Raw genomic sequence first — 15,714 nt, 5'->3', positions numbered from 1 at the left:
TTCAGACGGGGCGCGCCCGCAGGCGCGCAAGCAAGGTGGTGAGCAGGCCCAGCAACACAGCGGCGCCGCCCGTGTGGGCCAGGGCCGCGACGATGGGCCAGTCGAGCACGACGTTGGACAGACCGGTGGCCAGCTGCCAACCCGCCCCGGCCAGCAGCGCTCGCGACCAGCCGGGCGCCCCACGGCGCAAGGCCCAGGCCAACGCCAGGATGGCGGTGAACACGGCCGCCGCGCCAAGCCGGTGAACCATGTGGATGGCCGTCAACGCGTCGAAGCTCAGCAGGCTGCCGTCGGCGCGTTCGCCGAGTTCGCGCCAGAGCTGAAAGCCCTGGGCAAAGTCCATGCGGGGCCACCATTCATCGTTGTGGCAGGTCGGGAACTGGTCGCACGCCAGCACGGCGTAGTTGGTGCTGACCCAGCCACCCAGTGCCACCTGGCACAGCGTCAGCAGCAGGACGAAACCCACCGCCAGCCGCATGGCTCGCGGTGCAGCCAACGGCCGGGGCTCGTAGGCCTCGCGCTGCCAGGCCAGCAGCATCAGCAGGCCCATCGCGAGCAACAGATGGCCCGTCACGATGGCCGGGAACAGCTTCATCGTGACCGTCAATGCGCCGAAGGCGCCAACAACGCAGACCCACACCAACGACAGCGTGGGCCACCACGGCGATGGCGCTGGCTCACCGCTCTGGCGCGCCTGACGACGCAGACGCCAACTCATCGCGCACAGCACCAGGATGAGCAGGCCCACGCCGCTGGCCAGATAGCGGTGCAGCATCTCGATCCAGGCCTTGGTGTGCGTCACCGGGCCTGTGGGCATGGCCGTCTCGGCCGCCTCGATGTGGTGGCGCGCGCCCAGCGGCGTGGCCGAGGCGTAGCAGCCGGGCCAGTCCGGGCAGCCCAGCCCCGAGTCGGTCAGCCGCGTGAAGGCACCGAAGAGGATGAGGTCGAAGGTCAGGAACAGCGTCAGCAGTGTCAGCGCGCGCAGTCGGCCAACCGGCGTCTGTGAACGCGAACGCTGACGCCACCACAGCAGCGGGCCCAACGCGACGGCGCCGCCGATGGCGGCCACCTGGCCCAGGGGAAGCAGGATGTCGCTCATCGCCCGGCGTTGTCCCAGCCCGCACTGGCCTTGAGCAGCTTGTCGAAGTCGCCCTTGAGTTTCTTGGGCTCCGGGTCAGCCGGGGCGCGCATCATCCAGCGACCCATCGGGTCGACGAGAAAGAAATGGTCAGTCAGCGCCTTGCCTGCTTCCGGCTTCAGCCACGCCTGCAGGCGCGCGCCGGGCACGCGCAGCACGGTGACCTCGACACCCTTTTGGCTCAGCGCGGACAGCAGCTCAGGCCGGGGCATGCCGCCGTCGTCGGGAATCAACCAGAGCTTATCGACGCGATCGCGGTTCTTGCCCAGCATCTCGCGCAGCTGCCGCTGCACATAGAGCTGGCGTTCGCACGCCTCCGGGCAGGCGGCGGGCTGCACGACCGTCAGCAGCCACTGGTTCTTCAACGATTCAGCGGCGACGGCGCGCCCTTGCAGATCGGTCAACGGCAGATCGGCCGGTAGGTCGACGGTCGGCGTGATCAATTCACCGTAGGCCGAGCCGCTGGGCTTGATCACGTAGAACGTGAAGTACGACGCCACGACCGGCGCCGCGCACAGCGCGAGCAGCGACAGCATCTTCAGACGCCCGGCGCGCTGTGCCGTCGCGCCCGGACGCGGGAGGCTGTGGACCGCGAAGCTCACTGGCTCAGGCGGGCTGCCTGCGGAACCGGGGACGGAGGAGTTGGAACCAGACATAGAGACCGACGATCAGCGCGCAGAGCGCGAACCATTGAAAGGCGTAGCCGTAGTGCTTGTGAAGACCGAGGTCGGGTGCCGGCCAGTGGCGCAGCAGGCCATCGTCGGCGCCGGCGGGCGCGGTCTGCACAACGGTGAGCGGCAACAGCGCCAAACCCGACTCGGCAGCAAACGCCGTTGGATCGAGATTTTGCCGGATCGCACCGCCCCCGCCCTCACCCAGCTCATAAAGCCGCGATGGCGCAGCGGTCAGCCGGCCCGTGATCTCGACCTCATCCGCGGGCGTTGCCAGCGGCGGCACGCGGCTGCGGTCGGTCGGATCGCGGGGCGCCCAGCCGCGCTGCACGAGCACGGCATCGGCACGGCCCGTCAGCCGCAGCGGGGTGACGGCGTAGAAGCCTGCACGGCCATCCATCGGCCGGTTGTCCAGCCACACGGTGCGCTCCGCCACCCAGTGGCCTCGCAGCACGACGCCACGGTGCAGCGCAGCATCCGCCAAATCGGTGTTGCGCAGTGCGGGACGCGCGCCCTCGGCGTCCACGGCCGCTTGCAATGCCAGCTTTTGCGCCGCGCGGTCGAGTTGCCAGACGCCTAGGCGCGCCGTCAGCGCGGCGGCCAGCAATGCTGCGATGAGCACAAGCCCATGACGCATCGTCATGCCGCCACCTCGGGCAGATAATCGCTCGCCATGAATGTCGTGTTCCTCATTGCCTTCATCGCCATCCTCGGCGCCTTGGCCGCCGCCGGCTTCTTCATGCTGCGCAGCGGCCAGAAGGGTGACAAGCGCGGCGCCAACATGGCGCGCGCGTTGACCGTACGCATCGCGGTGTCGGTCGCGCTGTTCGCGATCATTCTGCTGTGCTGGGCCATGGGCTGGATAGAACCCAAGGGTGTACCCATGGGCCGCTGAGCCCGACGAACGCCGCAAAAAAAGCGCCGCTTCCGCGGCGCTTTGTTTTTTGTGGCGAGCTCGCCTTACATCCAGTAGACGACGACGTACAGGCCCAGCCAGACCACGTCGACGAAGTGCCAGTACCAGGCCGAGCCTTCGAAGCCGAAGTGGCGCTCGGACGTGAAATGACCCTTGTGCAGGCGGATGGTGATGAACAGCAGCATCAGCATGCCCACGAACACGTGGAAGCCGTGGAAGCCGGTCAGCATGAAGAAGGTCGAGCCGAAGATGCCGGAGCTGAGCTTGAGGTTCAGATCCTTGTAGGCATGTGCGTACTCAAAGCCCTGCACGAACAGGAACACCACGCCCAGCAACACCGTGGCCCACATGAAGGCGATGGTCTTGGCGCGGTTGCCGGCAATCAGCGCGTGGTGGGCGATGGTCAGCGTGACGCCGGACGTCAGCAGCAGTGCCGTGTTGATGGTGGGCAGCGGCCAGGGACCGATGGTCGTGAATGGTTCCACCGTGCCAGCGGGCGATGCCGTGGCGCCTGCCACGACGCTGGGCCACACCGCCTTGAAGTCAGGCCACAGCAGGCTGTTCTCCAGGCTGCCGAGCGCAGGCACCGAGAACACACGAGCCCAATACAGCGCACCGAAGAAGGCGGCGAAGAACATCACCTCCGAGAAGATGAACCAGCCCATGCTCCAGCGGAAGGACACGTCGATGCGGTCGCTGTAGAGGCCGCCCTCGCTTTCGCGGATGGCATCGCCGAACCACTGCTTCAGCACGAAGGCCCACCACAGCAGACCGAAGGCCAGCGAGTAGGCGCCCCACTGGTGGCCGTTGATCCACTGGCCTGCGCCGAGGATGACGAAGAACAGACCGATCGCGGCCATCACCGGGTGCCGCGATGGGCCCGGAACGAAGTAGTACGGGGCGCTGCCCGAAGTTGTCGCTGCCGACATGTCGTTCTCCTAGTTCTCGCTTGTTCTGAACCTGGCGGGCCCGGCCTCAGGCCGCCGCCACGCCGCTGCTGATGACCCAGCGGACCACCAGCACCAGCACCAACACAAACAGGGCTGCGCCGAGCACGCCCGCAATGATCACGTGCACCGGGTTGAGCTTGGCCATGTCGTTCTCATGGTCACGCCCCCGGCGCACGCCGAAAAAACTCCAGGCCACCGCCGAGATCGTCTGGCCGATGGACGCCTTGCGACCCACCGCGTCCTTCAGATCCTGGCCGGGCGCACTCACAGCGCTGGCCCCTTGGCCGCCTGGCCCACCTTGACGCCCTTGCCCGCCACCTCGAAGAAGGTGTAGGACAGGGTGACGGTCTTCACATCCTTGGGCAGCTTGGGGTCGATGACGAACACGACCGGCCACTGCTTGGTCTCGCCCGGCTGCAACGTGTACTCGTTGAAGCAGAAGCACTCCAGCTTGTTGAAATGCGCGCTGGCCTGCATGGGCGCGTAGCTCGGGATGGCCTGGGCGGCCATGGTGCGGTCTTGCTTGTTGCGGAACTCGTACATGACCTGCTTCAACTCACCCGGGTGCACCGTCATGTGGCGCACCTCGGGCTTGAAGTCCCAGGGGCCGCGCGCGTTGGTGTCGAACTCCACCGTGATGGTGCGGCTGTAATCGATCTGGCCGTTGCCCTTCGCATCGCTCTTGGCCGTCACACCCTGACGCTCGGAGAGCGACAGCACGTTGATGCCCAGCGCCTCGCAGATGTGCTTGTACAGCGGCACCAGCGCGTACCCGAACCCGAGCATCAGCACGACCACCACCACCAGCTTCAGCAGCAGCTGGCGGTTGTCGCGATGCAGGGTGTCGAGCAGGCGCATGTCGGTTTACAGCAGGGCCATCTTGGCCATGAAGCCCACCCCGAAGGCGAGCGCCACACTCAGCAGGATCAAACCCAGCCGGCGGTTGCTCTTGCGCTGTTCGGGCGTCATCACGATCAGCCGATGATCTTGGTGGCCGAGGCGTCCAGCTTGGGCGGCGTCTCGAAGGTGTGGAACGGCGCCGGCGACGGCACTTCCCACTCCAGGCCTTCGGCGGCTTCCCACGGCTTCTGCGGAGCCTTCGCACCCTTGCCACGCATCATGGGCACGACGACAAACAGGAAGAAATAGACCTGCATCAGCCCGAAGCCGAATGCGCCCACCGAAGCAATCATGTTGAAGTCGGTGAACTGCATCGGGTAGTCGGCATAGCGACGCGGCATGCCGGCCAGCCCCAGGAAGTGCATCGGGAAGAAGGTGATGTTGAAGAAGATCAGCGAGCCCCAGAAGTGGACCTTGCCGCGGAACTCCGAATACATCACGCCCGACCACTTCGGGCCCCAGTAGTAGACACCGGCGAACAGCGCGTACAGAGAGCCAGCCACCAGCACGTAGTGGAAGTGGGCGACGACGTAGTAGGTGTCCTGGATCTGGATGTCGATCGGCGCCATCGCGCAGATCAGGCCGGTGAAGCCGCCCATCGTGAACACGAAGATGAAGCCGACAGCCCACAGCATGGGCACTTCGAACGTCATCGAGCCGCGCCACATCGTGGCCAGCCAGTTGAAGATCTTCACGCCGGTAGGCACGGCGATCAGCATGGTCGCGTACATGAAGAACAACTGGCCCGTCACCGGCATGCCGGTGGCGAACATGTGGTGGGCCCACACGATGAAGGACAGGATGGCAATCGACGCCGTGGCGTACACCATGGAGGCGTAGCCAAACAGCTTCTTGCGGGCGAAGGCCGGCACGATCTGGCTGACGATGCCGAAGGCCGGCAAGATCATGATGTAGACCTCGGGGTGACCGAAGAACCAGAAGATGTGCTGGTACATGACCGGGTCGCCGCCGCCTGCCGGGTTGAAGAAGGCGGTGCCGAAATGGCGGTCGGTCAGCGTCATCGTGATCGCACCGGCCAGCACGGGCATGACGGCGATCAGCAGATAGGCCGTGATCAGCCAGGTCCACGCGAACATCGGCATCTTCATCAGCGTCATGCCCGGGGCGCGCATGTTGAGGATGGTCACGATGATGTTGATCGAGCCCATGATGGACGAGGCGCCCAGGATGTGCATCGCAAAGATGCCGGCATCCATGGACGGGCCCATCTGCAGCGTCAGCGGCGCGTAGAGCGTCCAGCCGGCGGCGGGCGCGCCGCCTGGCATGAAGAAGCTCGCGACCAGCATGATGGCGGCCGGGATCATCAGCCAGAAGCTGAAGTTGTTCATGCGCGCGAACGCCATGTCGCTGGCGCCGATCTGCAGCGGCAGCATCCAGTTCGCGAAGCCGACGAAGGCCGGCATGATCGCCCCGAACACCATGATCAGACCGTGCATGGTCGTGAACTGGTTGAACAGCTCAGGGTTGAAGAACTGCAGGCCGGGCTGGAACAACTCGGCGCGGATGCACAGCGCCAGGATGCCGCCGATCATCAGCATCGTGAAGCTGAACAGCAGATACAGCGTGCCGATGTCTTTGTGGTTGGTGGCGAACACCCAGCGGCGCCAGCCGGTGGGTGCGTGGTGATCGTGATGGTCGTCGTGGGCGTGACCGTCATGGCCGGCATGACCACCGACCGCGCCGTGGGGGGGGAGCACTGCACTCATGGGATTACCTCTGATTCGGCGTTCTGACGGTTACTTGCGCGCGGCCACGATCTCGGCCGGCTGCACGATCTGCTCGGTCTTGTTGGACCAGGCATTCTTGGTGTACGAGATGACGGCGGCGATGTCGGTGTCGCTCAGCTGCTTCCAGGCCGGCATGCCCTTGTCCATCACGCCGTTGAGCAGGATGTTGATCTGCTTGCTCTTGTCAGCGTCCAGCACGATGGCCGACTTGTCCAGCGCCTTGATGGGGCCAGCGCCCGTGCCGTCGGCCTTGTGGCAGGCCGCGCAGTTGGCGGCGTAGACCTTCTCGCCGCGGGCCACCAGCGCTGCCAGTTCCCAGACCTTGCTCGGGTCGTCGGCCTTGGCTGCCAGCTTCTTCTTCTCGCCCTCCACCCACTTGGTGTAGTCCTCGGCGGACACCACCTTCACGTGGATGGGCATGTAGGCGTGCTCCTTGCCGCACAGTTCGGCGCACTGACCGTAGTAGTCACCGATCTTCTCGGCCTTGAACCAGGTGTCGCGCACGAAGCCGGGGATGGCGTCCTGCTTGACGCCGAAGGCCGGCACCATCCAGGCGTGGATGACGTCGTTGGCCGTCGTGATGATGCGGACCTTCTTGTCCACCGGCACCACCAGCGGGTTGTCCACCTTCAGCAGGTAGTTGTCGACCGGCTCTGGCTTGCCCGAGTTCGACGCCTCGCGCTGCTCGGTGTCCAGCGTGGCCAGGAAGCCGATGCCCTCGCCCTCGCCCTTCAGGTAGTCGTAGCCCCACTTCCATTGGTAGCCGGTGGCCTTGATGGTCAGGTCGGCGTTGGTCGTGTCCTTCATCGCGACGACCACCTTGGTGGCCGGCAGCGCCATGCCGATGACGATCAGCAGCGGCACCACGGTCCAGGCAATCTCGACCGCCACGCTCTCATGGAAGTTGGCCGACACGGCGCCCTTCGACTTGCGGTGCTTGAAGATGGAATAGAACATCACGCCGAACACCGCCACGAAGATGGCGAGGCAAATGACCAGCATGAAGTTGTGCAACCACATCTGGTCGGCCGCGATGCGGGTGACCGGCTCGTGCAGGTTGATCTGATTGACGCCGGGGCCGCCCTTGAGATCGTTCACCGCGAGGGCGGAACCCGTCGCCAGGGCCGTCATCGCCGCAGCGGCAGCCCGCAGGGCCCATCCGCGTGAGGCGCTCTGCACTCGTGCGTTCATCATCGTCATGGTTGTCACTTGGTTCTTTGAAGTGCGGGACTTGGCCATCCGCCCGGCGAGCCGGACCTGGTGCCGCAAGACCCGCAGACGAACGGGCCGGGTTTTGCCCTAAACCCACTTGGCGGCGCGAAATTTTAGCCCAGGCACCCCCGTCACCCTGGGGGGCTTGACCCCTCGCAACTACCTAGCAAATCAGCTGCCGCCGCGGTGTTGGCGCAGATTGGCACGCAAGGCGTCGACCGTCACGTGGGTCTCGGGCGCCACCGTGAGCCGCGGCGCGGCCTTGAAGGCGTGGCCGAAGACCAGCTCCAGCGTCAGGGCCAAGCGCCCCTGGGCATCGCGCAAGTGCTCCAGCTCGGCTTGCAACTGACGACGCCAAGCGCGCCCGCGCAGACCGGCAAAGCGCATGGGCGCCAGGTTGCCGCCAAGCGCCCGCAGGTCGGCCAACAAGCTGTCCGCGTCGCCCCAGGTCAGGCGCACACGCTCCTGGTCCATGACGGGATCGGCAAATCCCGCCTTCAGCACCAAATCGCCGATGTCATGCATGTCCCACCAGTCGGGCGCCGGCCGCCCCCAGCCGGCGCGGGCAAAGAGCGGACGCAGCTCGACAAAACTGTCCGGCCCCAGGCACGAGAACATCACAAAACCGCCGACGGCAACACTCGCCTGCCAGCGCTGCAAGACCGCGGGCAGATCGGGCACGGCGTGCAGCGCCATGTTGGACCACAGCATGTCCACCTCCGGGCGCGCCGGCAGTGCGTCGAGCCGCCCGCCGCCCGTGCCCAGCAGCCGGCGCCACCAGCTCGCTGGCGGCACGCGCGCAGCCAGCACCGGGTCGTCCTCGTGCCACAGCATCTCGGCGCCGGGGTAGGCCTGCCGCAGCGCGGCCGCCCCCGCCCCGAGCGCCGGCGACACGTCGAGCACACGCGCGGGCTTCAGCTTGATCAGGGGCAGGCGCTCCGCCATGCGCGCCGCCACCTCGACATGCAGCCAGGGCGGCTGCTGCGCGCGCGCCAGGCGCCGGGCCTGATGGCGCAGCGCGGCGGGATCGAGGTCCTGGGGCCGCGGCCCCTTGTTTGAAGTAGGGGGCGCAGCCTGCTCACTCATGGGCTGGTCAGTATATTGACCCGATGCCGCCGCGCCTCCTGGCCACCCAGAAGCCCGCACCCATGGAGCGGGTGCTGCTGCGTTGTGCAGGCCAGTGCTCGGTCTGCCGCGCCTGGAGCCACCAGACCATCTGCGCATCCTGCATAGCGCTGTATGCCCGCCCGCAGCCGCGCTGCTGGACTTGCGCGACACGGCTGCCCCCGGCCATGACCGGCCACCCGCGCCCTCAATGCGGACGCTGCCTGCTGCAGGCGCCACCGCTGGACCGCACGGTGGCCGCACTGGAGTACGGCTTTCCCTGGGACGGCCTGCTGCAGCACTTCAAGTACCACCAGGCCCTGGAATTGCGCGAGAGCCTGCTGGAGCGGCTCAACTGTGCCCTCAACGCCTCGGAGGTCAATGCCCCCGACTGGCTGCTGCCCGTGCCGCTGTCCGCCGAACGACTGCGCGAGCGCGGCTACAACCAATCGCACGAACTGGCCCGCGCGCTGGCCCGGCGGCGCGGCCTGCGCTGCGAGCCGGACCTGCTGCTGCGCGTGCGCCACAACGCAGCCCAGGCCAGCCTGAAGCTGGATGCGCGTGCGGCAAACGTGCGCGGCATCTTCGCCGTCGACCCATTGAAAGCCGACCAGCTGCGCGGCACCACCGTCGCATTGCTGGACGACGTGATGACCACCGGTGCCACGCTGTACGAACTGGCCCGCGTGCTGCTGCAGGCTGGCGTCATGAGCGTGCAGGCCTGGGTCATCGCGCGCACACCCGAGCCCGGAGACGGCTAGGGGCGGGACAATCCGCCCATGTTCCGAATCGTCCTCGTCAACCCTGAGATCCCGCCCAACACGGGCAACGTGATCCGGCTCGCCGCCAACACCGGCTGCGCGCTGCACCTCATCGAGCCGCTGGGTTTCTCGATGGAAGACCGCTTGCTGCAGCGCGCCGGGCTGGACTATCACGAGTACGCCCGCGTGCAGCGCCATGCCGACTGGGCCGCCTTCCTGGCCGCCGAGTCACCTGACCCGACGCGCCTGTTTGCGTTCACGACGCGCGGCAGCCGGCCTTTCGGCGAGGTCGCCTGGCAGCCGGGCGACTGGCTGGTGTTCGGCAGCGAGACGGCGGGCCTGCCGCCCGCACTGCGCGACGGCTTTGCGCCTGAACAGCGCGTCAGGCTGCCCATGCGCCCCGAGCAGCGCAGCCTGAACCTCAGCAACAGCGTGGCGGTCGCCGTGTTCGAAGCCTGGCGGCAGAACGGCTACGCGGGGGGCGCGTGACTCACTCGGCCTTGGCGTCTCGGCTCATCAGCCGTTCGACGGCCTCACCCACCTTGAGCCGCCCGTCCAGCAGCGCCACCATGCCCTCGGTGATGGGCATCTCGACGCCGGCGGCGCGCGCACGCGCCAGCACGGTCGGCGCGCTGTAGACGCCCTCCGCCACGTGGCCCAGCTGCTGCAGGATCTGCGGCAGCGCCAGCCCCTGGGCCAGCAGCAGGCCCACGCGGCGGTTGCGGGACAGGTCGCCGGTCGCCGTCAGCACGAGGTCGCCCAGGCCCGACAGGCCCATGAAGGTCTCGACCTTGGCGCCCAGTGCGACGCCCAGGCGCAGCATCTCGGCCAGGCCGCGCGTGATGAGCGCGGCGCGCGCATTCAGGCCCGGCGCGTCCGGCGCGGCGCCCGACAGGCCGTCGCAAATGCCCACGGCAATCGCCATCACGTTCTTGACCGCACCGCCCACCTCCACACCCACCGGGTCGGCCGACGTGTAGACCCGCAGCCGCTCACCATGGAAGGCGTCGACGGCCGCCTGGGCCAGCGCGGCGTCCTCGCTGGCGGCCACCAGCGCCGTCGGCCGGCCGGCGGCCACCTCCTGCGCAAAGCTGGGGCCGGACAGCACGCCCACGCGCATGGCCGGCTGCAGCTCCCGCGCGATCTCGTGGCCCAGCTTGCCGGTGCCGGCCTCGAAGCCCTTGCACAGCCACAGCACGCGTTGCCTGGCGGGCAGCGCTGCCAGCGTCTCGCGCAAACCGGACATGGGCGTGGCGATGATGGTCAGGCCGGCCGCAGCGTGCGCCACGGCGGCGGCACGGTCGGCCGTCAACCCCAGCGCCGCCGGCAGCTCGCTGTCGGGCAGATAGGCCGCATTGCGGCGCGTCGCGCGCATCTGCGCGACGGCCTCGGCGTCGCGCGCCCACAGTTGCACGTCATGGCCGGCCCGTGCGGCCTGGATGGCCAGCGCCGTGCCCCAGGCACCGGCACCGAGAACGCTGATCTTCATCGTCGTCATGCGCGGAAGTGTCCCTCAAGCAAAACGCCCCGCACGGGGCGGGGCGTCATCAACAGGCCAGGGCCTGGATGATCAGTTGACCGCCTGGCCGCCCTGGGCGGCGCGCTGGGCCTGCTGGGCCTCGAACATGGCCTGGAAGTTCACTTCGGTCAGCAGCACGGGCGGGAAGCCGGCGCGCGTGCAGACGTCGGACACGATGGCGCGCAGGTAGGGGTAGACCATCTGCGGGCACACGATGCCCAGGATGCCTTCGAGCTGCTCTTGCGGCACATGGCGGATCTCGAAGATGCCGGCCTGCTTGGCCTCCACCAGGAACAGCGTCTTGTCGCCGACCTTGGTGTTGACGGTGGCCGTCACGCAGACTTCGAAGATGCCGTCGGTGACGCTCTCGGCCGACAGCGTCAGGTTGATGTCGACCTGGGGCTGCTGCTGCTCCAGCAGGATGTGCGGCGCATTGGGCTGCTCCAGCGACAGATCCTTCAGGTACATGCGCTGGATCTGGAACACGGGGGTGCCTTCGGCGGCAGCTTGGATCTCGTCGGCCATGAAACTCTCTCTAGCGAAGCGTCAAACAAAAGCCCGCAGGCGGCGCGCTGCGGGCGGTGGCTGGATTATGGGCGAGGCCTTGTGACAGGCCTGATCGGGCTTGCCCGGGGCTTGAAATCAGGCCGCCTGGAGCAATGGCAGCAGCCCGCCGCGCTGGTCCAGCGCGATCAGGTCATCACACCCCCCGACATGGGTGTCGCCGATGAAGATCTGCGGCACGGTGCGGCGGCCGGTCTTGTCCATCATGACCTGGCGCTCCTCGGGGTTCAGGTCAATGCGGACTTCGTCGATCTGCTCCACGCCGCGCTGCTTGAGCAGCATCTTGGCGCGCACGCAGAACGGGCAGACCTGGGTGGTGTACATCTTCACGGTGGCCATGGCCGGGCTCCTCAGGCGCTCTTCTCGACAGGCAGGTTGGCGTCGCGCCATGCCTTCAGGCCGCCTCCCAGCACCTGGGCCTTCTCGTAGCCCAGCTTGCGCAGCATGCCTGCCGCGCGGCCGGCGCGTGCGCCGGTCGGGCACAGCAACACCAGCGGCAGGGACTTGTTGGACGGCAACTGCTTGTGCCCCTCGATCTGACCGAAGGGGATGTTGCGCGCGCCAACCGCGTGGCCCTTGGCATATTCCTCGGGCTCGCTGACGTCGATGAGCACGCCCTTCTCGCGGTTGACGAGTTGCACGGCCTGCGCCGGGGTGAGCGCCGCGCCTTGCGAGCCCGACACGATCAGGGGCCACACCAGCATGCCGCCGGACACCAGGGCAGCAACGATCAGAAACCAGTTTTCGATCAGGAAGTTCAAGCGATCACCGTCTAGGGCTTGGAGAAAAGCCCGCGATTATCGGCGAGCCCGCCACGCCCCGTCGGGGTGCGGGCTCGGCGGCTCAGGACAGCTTGAACGTCGCCACGGCCTGCTGCAGCGTGACGGCCTGCTGCTCCAGGCTGCTGGCGGCCGCGGCGGCCTCCTCGACCAGCGCAGCGTTCTGCTGGGTCATCTGGTCCAACTGCACCACCGACGCGTTGACCTGGCCGATGCCCTGGCTCTGCTCGGAAGCCGCCGCCGTGATCTCACCGATGATGTCCGAGACCCGCTGGACGCTGGCGACGATCTCTTCCATCGTGCTGCCAGCATCCTGCACGAGGCGGGCGCCGGACTCGACCTTGTCAACGCTCGCGCCGATCAGGCCCTTGATCTCCCGCGCGGCCTCGGCACTGCGCTGAGCCAGCAAACGCACCTCACCCGCCACCACGGCGAACCCACGGCCTTGCTCGCCAGCGCGGGCCGCCTCCACGGCCGCATTCAAGGCCAGGATGTTGGTCTGGAACGCGATGCCGTCGATCGTGCCGATGATGTCGGCAATTCGCTTTGAGCTGGTGTTGATCTCATCCATCGTTGAGACCACCTGGTTCACCACCTCGCCGCCCCGCTGGGCGACCGCTGCGGCAGATCCAGCCAGCTGGTTGGCCTGGGCAGCCGCTTCAGCGCTCTGGCGCACCGTGTCGGTCAAGGCCTGCATGTTGCCGGCCGTCTGCTCCAGCGAGCCCGCCTGCTTTTCGGTCCGCTCAGACAGGTCCTGGTTGCCAGCCGCAATCTCGCGCGAAGCCACCGTCATCGAATCGGTGCCGGTACGAACGTTGGCGACGATGGCCGCCAGGCCCCGCGACATGTCTCGCACTGCAGCCAGCATGCTTTGCTCGGCGCCCGGCGCGACGACGATGTCTTGCGACAAATCGCCATCGGCCATCTGACGCATCACGTCGCGGGCGTACTCGGGCTCTCCGCCCAGCTGCCGCCAGACACCGCCAATGATCAGGAAGGACCCGCCACCCAGGCACAGTACAACAACGACGCCGCTGATGACCGCCGCCCACAAGCTGGAGGTCACACCCCCCTGCGCCCGTTCCAGACCCGCATCAAAGCCCTCACTTGCCTGCACCCGGGCGCTGGCGAGCTCAGCCTCCAGCTTTTTCAGGGCCGCCTGCATCTTGGGAATGGCTCCCGCCTGATCCCCTTGACGGATGCCCAGGAACAGCTCCGCCGTCTCGACCGACGCCGAGAAATAGGCCTCGAAGCTCTTGGTCAACTGGCCGCCAACTTCAGCCTTGCCCTCGATACGGGCGATGGCTGCCAGCAGCTTGCGCAGGCCCGCGGCGCGCTCATTGGCCTCGTCAAGCCGCTTCTTCTCGCCTTCGGCAACTGCACTCTGAATGGTGGCGCCCAGCGCCTCGAGCTGCGCGGCGAACTGCGTGGTCGCGTCCAGAAAGGGGTAGTCGACATCACCGACCGACTTGATGGCGTCAGATGTGCGCGACGAAAACAGCAGCACCACGGCAATGCCGATGGCAAAGATGGCGGCCGCCAGCGCGGGCAGCAACCAGATCCGGGTCTTCACATTCATTCGCAGTCTCCTCGGGCATCAAGCAACAAGGGCGCGCCCCAAGCGGCCGCGCCCATCTTCCGACGTTCGGCAGCCTTCAATCGACGGTCAACACCGCCTTGACACTGCCATCCAGGGCCGATTTCTCGATGTAGCCGATCGCGTCGGCATTGCCCGCTACGAACTTCTTCACGTCGGCCGAGTTGCCCACTTCCTTGGGCGGCGTGCCCTTGCCCGAGAACACCAGGCGCGACCAGGCAGCCTTCACCTGCGCCGACTGCTTGCCGGTGACCTTGCTGTAGAACTGTTCACGCACGGCGGCAGATTCAGCCTGGTCCACCGGCGCAGCGGTGGCGCCGCTGGGCAGCGTGGTGGTCTTGCCCAGGAAGATGCCCGACACCTGATCGGCGGTCATGGTGGCCAGAGCGCTCTTGGGATTCACGACGACGACCACCTGGGCCTGGGCAGACAAGCCCGTGGCCAGCAGAGCGGCGACGACGACGGTATGGCGAAAATTCATTTGCGACTGCTCCCTGGGCTCAGAACACGGTGTCGACAGCGATGCTGAGGACGTTGACCTTGCGGCTGTTGAAACCCGGCTGGATCTGGACGAAGAACGCATCTCCCTGCGGGCGGACATGGTCCAGCTGGACCTTCATCGCGAAGTTGCTTGCGAAGTCCCAGCGCGCGCCGATCGCCAGCGTCTTCTGGTTGAGCTGCTGGCTGGCCAGCGTCGCGTCGACGATGCCGCGCAGCTGGGCGAGCTGCGGCGTCGCGGCGACCACGGTGTTGTTCACGTTGGTGCTGACCGACTTGATCTGCGAGGCGCTGGCATAGGGCGTCCAGCTGCCGAAGCGGCGGCCCACCGTCACGTACCAGCCAGCGGTGTCGGGCAGGTAGGTGGCCACGCGGCGCTGCGTGTACTCCGCATTGACCAGCCACTGGCCCTCGTCCCAGGTCAGGCCCACGCCGGTGAAGCTGGCCTTCTTGTCATTGGCGTCCAGCTCGTTGCCCACGCTCGCAAACGGCGTCGCACGCAGCGTGCTCACCAGGCCGGCCAGCGAGGTCGACTTCACGGTCAGCTTGCCGCTGGCGTGGCCGAAGCGCAGCGTCAGGCCGGCATCCGTCTCCAGCGTCGCGTTGATGCCGTACAGACGATCCAGCTCGACATCGACGCGCTCGAACTTCTCCGACGACTTGCCGCCAAACCCCTGCAGCGTCAGCGTGCCGACGCCGAGGTTGGCCTGGTAGCTGGCATCGGCGCCATCAAAGTGGCTGACGGGCACCTGGCCGTAGACGTCCTGCGGCGGGCGCAGCGTCGTGTTGGCGAAGCCCACGGCGCGGAAGTCTGAGATCGCGAAGAACGGTGCACCCATGCGACCCAGCCGCACGGCCACCGACGGCGCCAGCTGCGCCTTGACGAAGGCCCATTCCACGCCCGGCTTGACGTTACCGTCGCCGCCGCTCTTGGCCAGCAGCTGCACGGTACCGGAGAACATGTTGTTGAGCTTGGCGCCGAACTGCAGGCCCAGCTTGCTGTCGACCTCGGCGCTGATGTCCTTGTCGGCACCGCGCGTCTGGCCGGCGATGGCGTACTGCGCCAGATCGGTGTCCGTCTTCACCAGGCCCAACGTCGCAAAGCCCGAGACCGTGAAACTGCCGGTCGGATCCGCCGCATGGGCCGCGCCGGTGCACAGCAGGCAGGCGATCAGCGCGGGCAGTACGCGTTGCCGGGGGGTCAGCTTCATGAGATCTCCTTGGTAACTCACCAGAAACCGCAGAAATTGCGGCAATGCAAAAATCTTAGAAGCGCCAGCCCCTGGCTAGGTGATTACCCTAGACGCGAACGCGCACTCATTCACGGTCGAACCCAATTCGGGTGCCCGCCCACCGT

Annotated in this window: 20 protein-coding genes; 3 read left to right on the top strand and 17 right to left on the bottom strand. The window is 67.0% G+C overall.

All coding sequences use genetic code 11. The features are described from left to right. Position 1 precedes the first annotated feature (1 nt). The 3 genes from NYO99_RS01260 to NYO99_RS01250 all read right to left on the bottom strand — a co-directional run bounded on the left by NYO99_RS01260 (position 2) and on the right by NYO99_RS01250 (position 2,446). A complete protein-coding gene (locus tag NYO99_RS01260) occupies positions 2-1,099 on the bottom strand; it encodes a COX15/CtaA family protein (protein WP_268165287.1) in 1,098 nt (365 codons plus the stop codon). Beyond that, a complete protein-coding gene (locus NYO99_RS01255) occupies positions 1,096-1,674 on the bottom strand; it encodes an SCO family protein (protein WP_268165286.1) in 579 nt (192 codons plus the stop codon). Before NYO99_RS01255 ends, NYO99_RS01260 begins: the two co-directional genes overlap by 4 nt. 70 nt (positions 1,675-1,744) lie before the next feature. Next, a complete protein-coding gene (locus NYO99_RS01250; protein WP_268166439.1) occupies positions 1,745-2,446 on the bottom strand; it encodes an SURF1 family protein in 702 nt (233 codons plus the stop codon). Between the two features lie 36 nt (positions 2,447-2,482). Here NYO99_RS01250 and NYO99_RS01245 point away from each other — a divergent pair, with 36 nt between their 5' ends. After that, positions 2,483-2,704, top strand: a complete 222-nt coding sequence (locus tag NYO99_RS01245) for a DUF2909 domain-containing protein (protein ID WP_268165285.1) — start codon at positions 2,483-2,485, stop codon at positions 2,702-2,704. Positions 2,705-2,769: 65 nt separating this feature from the next. On the opposite strand, the gene NYO99_RS01240 is transcribed toward NYO99_RS01245, so the two are convergent. From NYO99_RS01240 to NYO99_RS01210, 7 genes are all read right to left on the bottom strand, one after another. Next, positions 2,770-3,654 carry a cytochrome c oxidase subunit 3 gene (locus NYO99_RS01240; RefSeq protein WP_268165284.1) on the bottom strand — a complete coding sequence of 295 codons (885 nt, stop codon included), beginning with the start codon at positions 3,652-3,654 and terminating at the stop codon, positions 2,770-2,772. Between the two features lie 46 nt (positions 3,655-3,700). Next, a complete protein-coding gene (locus NYO99_RS01235; protein ID WP_268165283.1) occupies positions 3,701-3,943 on the bottom strand; it encodes a DUF2970 domain-containing protein in 243 nt (80 codons plus the stop codon). Next, positions 3,940-4,533: a cytochrome c oxidase assembly protein gene (locus NYO99_RS01230; protein WP_268165282.1), complete on the bottom strand. Its 594-nt coding sequence runs from the start codon at positions 4,531-4,533 to the stop codon at positions 3,940-3,942. Before NYO99_RS01230 ends, NYO99_RS01235 begins: the two co-directional genes overlap by 4 nt. 6 nt (positions 4,534-4,539) lie before the next feature. Then, positions 4,540-4,644 carry a cytochrome oxidase small assembly protein gene (locus tag NYO99_RS01225; protein WP_268165280.1) on the bottom strand — a complete coding sequence of 35 codons (105 nt, stop codon included), beginning with the start codon at positions 4,642-4,644 and terminating at the stop codon, positions 4,540-4,542. Positions 4,645-4,649: 5 nt separating this feature from the next. After that, positions 4,650-6,302 carry a cytochrome c oxidase subunit I gene (gene ctaD / locus NYO99_RS01220; protein WP_268165279.1) on the bottom strand — a complete coding sequence of 551 codons (1,653 nt, stop codon included), beginning with the start codon at positions 6,300-6,302 and terminating at the stop codon, positions 4,650-4,652. Between the two features lie 30 nt (positions 6,303-6,332). Next, positions 6,333-7,454, bottom strand: coding sequence for a cytochrome c oxidase subunit II (coxB, locus tag NYO99_RS01215; protein WP_268166438.1), 1,122 nt, complete (start codon positions 7,452-7,454; stop codon positions 6,333-6,335). Between the two features lie 252 nt (positions 7,455-7,706). Beyond that, positions 7,707-8,621, bottom strand: a complete 915-nt coding sequence (locus NYO99_RS01210) for a methyltransferase domain-containing protein (protein ID WP_268165278.1) — start codon at positions 8,619-8,621, stop codon at positions 7,707-7,709. Between the two features lie 23 nt (positions 8,622-8,644). On the opposite strand from NYO99_RS01210, the gene NYO99_RS01205 reads away from it, so the two are divergent. Both NYO99_RS01205 and trmL read left to right on the top strand, forming a co-directional pair. Beyond that, positions 8,645-9,400, top strand: coding sequence for a ComF family protein (locus NYO99_RS01205; RefSeq protein WP_268165277.1), 756 nt, complete (start codon positions 8,645-8,647; stop codon positions 9,398-9,400). 18 nt (positions 9,401-9,418) lie between these two features. Further along, complete coding sequence (gene trmL / locus NYO99_RS01200) at positions 9,419-9,889, top strand: tRNA (uridine(34)/cytosine(34)/5-carboxymethylaminomethyluridine(34)-2'-O)-methyltransferase TrmL (RefSeq protein WP_268165276.1); 471 nt, start codon at positions 9,419-9,421, stop codon at positions 9,887-9,889. A gap of 1 nt (position 9,890) precedes the next feature. Here the strand turns inward: trmL and NYO99_RS01195 are convergent, their stop codons facing one another. The 7 genes from NYO99_RS01195 to NYO99_RS01165 form a co-directional block, all read right to left on the bottom strand. Next, entirely contained in the window at positions 9,891-10,889 is a 999-nt protein-coding gene (locus NYO99_RS01195) for an NAD(P)H-dependent glycerol-3-phosphate dehydrogenase (protein ID WP_268166437.1), read from the bottom strand. A gap of 81 nt (positions 10,890-10,970) precedes the next feature. Continuing rightward, positions 10,971-11,444: a protein-export chaperone SecB gene (gene secB / locus NYO99_RS01190; protein ID WP_268165275.1), complete on the bottom strand. Its 474-nt coding sequence runs from the start codon at positions 11,442-11,444 to the stop codon at positions 10,971-10,973. Positions 11,445-11,561: 117 nt separating this feature from the next. Continuing rightward, positions 11,562-11,822: a glutaredoxin 3 gene (grxC, locus tag NYO99_RS01185; protein WP_268165274.1), complete on the bottom strand. Its 261-nt coding sequence runs from the start codon at positions 11,820-11,822 to the stop codon at positions 11,562-11,564. An 11-nt stretch (positions 11,823-11,833) separates the two neighbouring features. Then, positions 11,834-12,244, bottom strand: coding sequence for a rhodanese-like domain-containing protein (locus tag NYO99_RS01180; RefSeq protein ID WP_268165273.1), 411 nt, complete (start codon positions 12,242-12,244; stop codon positions 11,834-11,836). An 82-nt stretch (positions 12,245-12,326) separates the two neighbouring features. Then, complete coding sequence (locus tag NYO99_RS21330) at positions 12,327-13,841, bottom strand: methyl-accepting chemotaxis protein (RefSeq protein WP_326494812.1); 1,515 nt, start codon at positions 13,839-13,841, stop codon at positions 12,327-12,329. 76 nt (positions 13,842-13,917) lie between these two features. Then, positions 13,918-14,340, bottom strand: a complete 423-nt coding sequence (locus NYO99_RS01170) for a type 2 periplasmic-binding domain-containing protein (RefSeq protein WP_268165272.1) — start codon at positions 14,338-14,340, stop codon at positions 13,918-13,920. A 19-nt stretch (positions 14,341-14,359) separates the two neighbouring features. Continuing rightward, complete coding sequence (locus NYO99_RS01165) at positions 14,360-15,568, bottom strand: porin (protein ID WP_268165271.1); 1,209 nt, start codon at positions 15,566-15,568, stop codon at positions 14,360-14,362. Positions 15,569-15,714 lie beyond the last annotated feature (146 nt).

Source organism: Roseateles hydrophilus (genome assembly GCF_026712245.1).
Classification (GTDB): domain Bacteria; phylum Pseudomonadota; class Gammaproteobacteria; order Burkholderiales; family Burkholderiaceae_C; genus Pelomonas; species Pelomonas hydrophilus.
This window is presented reverse-complemented; position numbering and strand designations above follow the sequence as displayed.

Excerpts from the sequence above, each read along its gene's own strand:
- trmL (WP_268165276.1), top strand. The coding sequence starts at position 9,419 with ATGTTCCGAATCGTCCTCGTCAACCCTGAGATCCCGCCCAACACGGGC.
- grxC (WP_268165274.1), bottom strand. The coding sequence starts at position 11,822 with ATGGCCACCGTGAAGATGTACACCACCCAGGTCTGCCCGTTCTGCGTG.
- NYO99_RS01260 (WP_268165287.1), bottom strand. The coding sequence starts at position 1,099 with ATGAGCGACATCCTGCTTCCCCTGGGCCAGGTGGCCGCCATCGGCGGC.
- NYO99_RS01230 (WP_268165282.1), bottom strand. The coding sequence starts at position 4,533 with ATGCGCCTGCTCGACACCCTGCATCGCGACAACCGCCAGCTGCTGCTG.
- ctaD (WP_268165279.1), bottom strand. The coding sequence starts at position 6,302 with ATGAGTGCAGTGCTCCCCCCCCACGGCGCGGTCGGTGGTCATGCCGGC.
- NYO99_RS01245 (WP_268165285.1), top strand. The coding sequence starts at position 2,483 with ATGAATGTCGTGTTCCTCATTGCCTTCATCGCCATCCTCGGCGCCTTG.
- NYO99_RS01240 (WP_268165284.1), bottom strand. The coding sequence starts at position 3,654 with ATGTCGGCAGCGACAACTTCGGGCAGCGCCCCGTACTACTTCGTTCCG.
- NYO99_RS01225 (WP_268165280.1), bottom strand. The coding sequence starts at position 4,644 with ATGACGCCCGAACAGCGCAAGAGCAACCGCCGGCTGGGTTTGATCCTG.
- coxB (WP_268166438.1), bottom strand. The coding sequence starts at position 7,454 with ATGACGGCCCTGGCGACGGGTTCCGCCCTCGCGGTGAACGATCTCAAG.
- NYO99_RS01165 (WP_268165271.1), bottom strand. The coding sequence starts at position 15,568 with ATGAAGCTGACCCCCCGGCAACGCGTACTGCCCGCGCTGATCGCCTGC.
- NYO99_RS01210 (WP_268165278.1), bottom strand. The coding sequence starts at position 8,621 with ATGAGTGAGCAGGCTGCGCCCCCTACTTCAAACAAGGGGCCGCGGCCC.
- NYO99_RS01255 (WP_268165286.1), bottom strand. The coding sequence starts at position 1,674 with ATGCTGTCGCTGCTCGCGCTGTGCGCGGCGCCGGTCGTGGCGTCGTAC.
- secB (WP_268165275.1), bottom strand. The coding sequence starts at position 11,444 with ATGGCCGACGAGATCCAAGCTGCCGCCGAAGGCACCCCCGTGTTCCAG.
- NYO99_RS01170 (WP_268165272.1), bottom strand. The coding sequence starts at position 14,340 with ATGAATTTTCGCCATACCGTCGTCGTCGCCGCTCTGCTGGCCACGGGC.
- NYO99_RS01195 (WP_268166437.1), bottom strand. The coding sequence starts at position 10,889 with ATGAAGATCAGCGTTCTCGGTGCCGGTGCCTGGGGCACGGCGCTGGCC.
- NYO99_RS21330 (WP_326494812.1), bottom strand. The coding sequence starts at position 13,841 with ATGAATGTGAAGACCCGGATCTGGTTGCTGCCCGCGCTGGCGGCCGCC.
- NYO99_RS01205 (WP_268165277.1), top strand. The coding sequence starts at position 8,645 with ATGCCGCCGCGCCTCCTGGCCACCCAGAAGCCCGCACCCATGGAGCGG.
- NYO99_RS01250 (WP_268166439.1), bottom strand. The coding sequence starts at position 2,446 with ATGCGTCATGGGCTTGTGCTCATCGCAGCATTGCTGGCCGCCGCGCTG.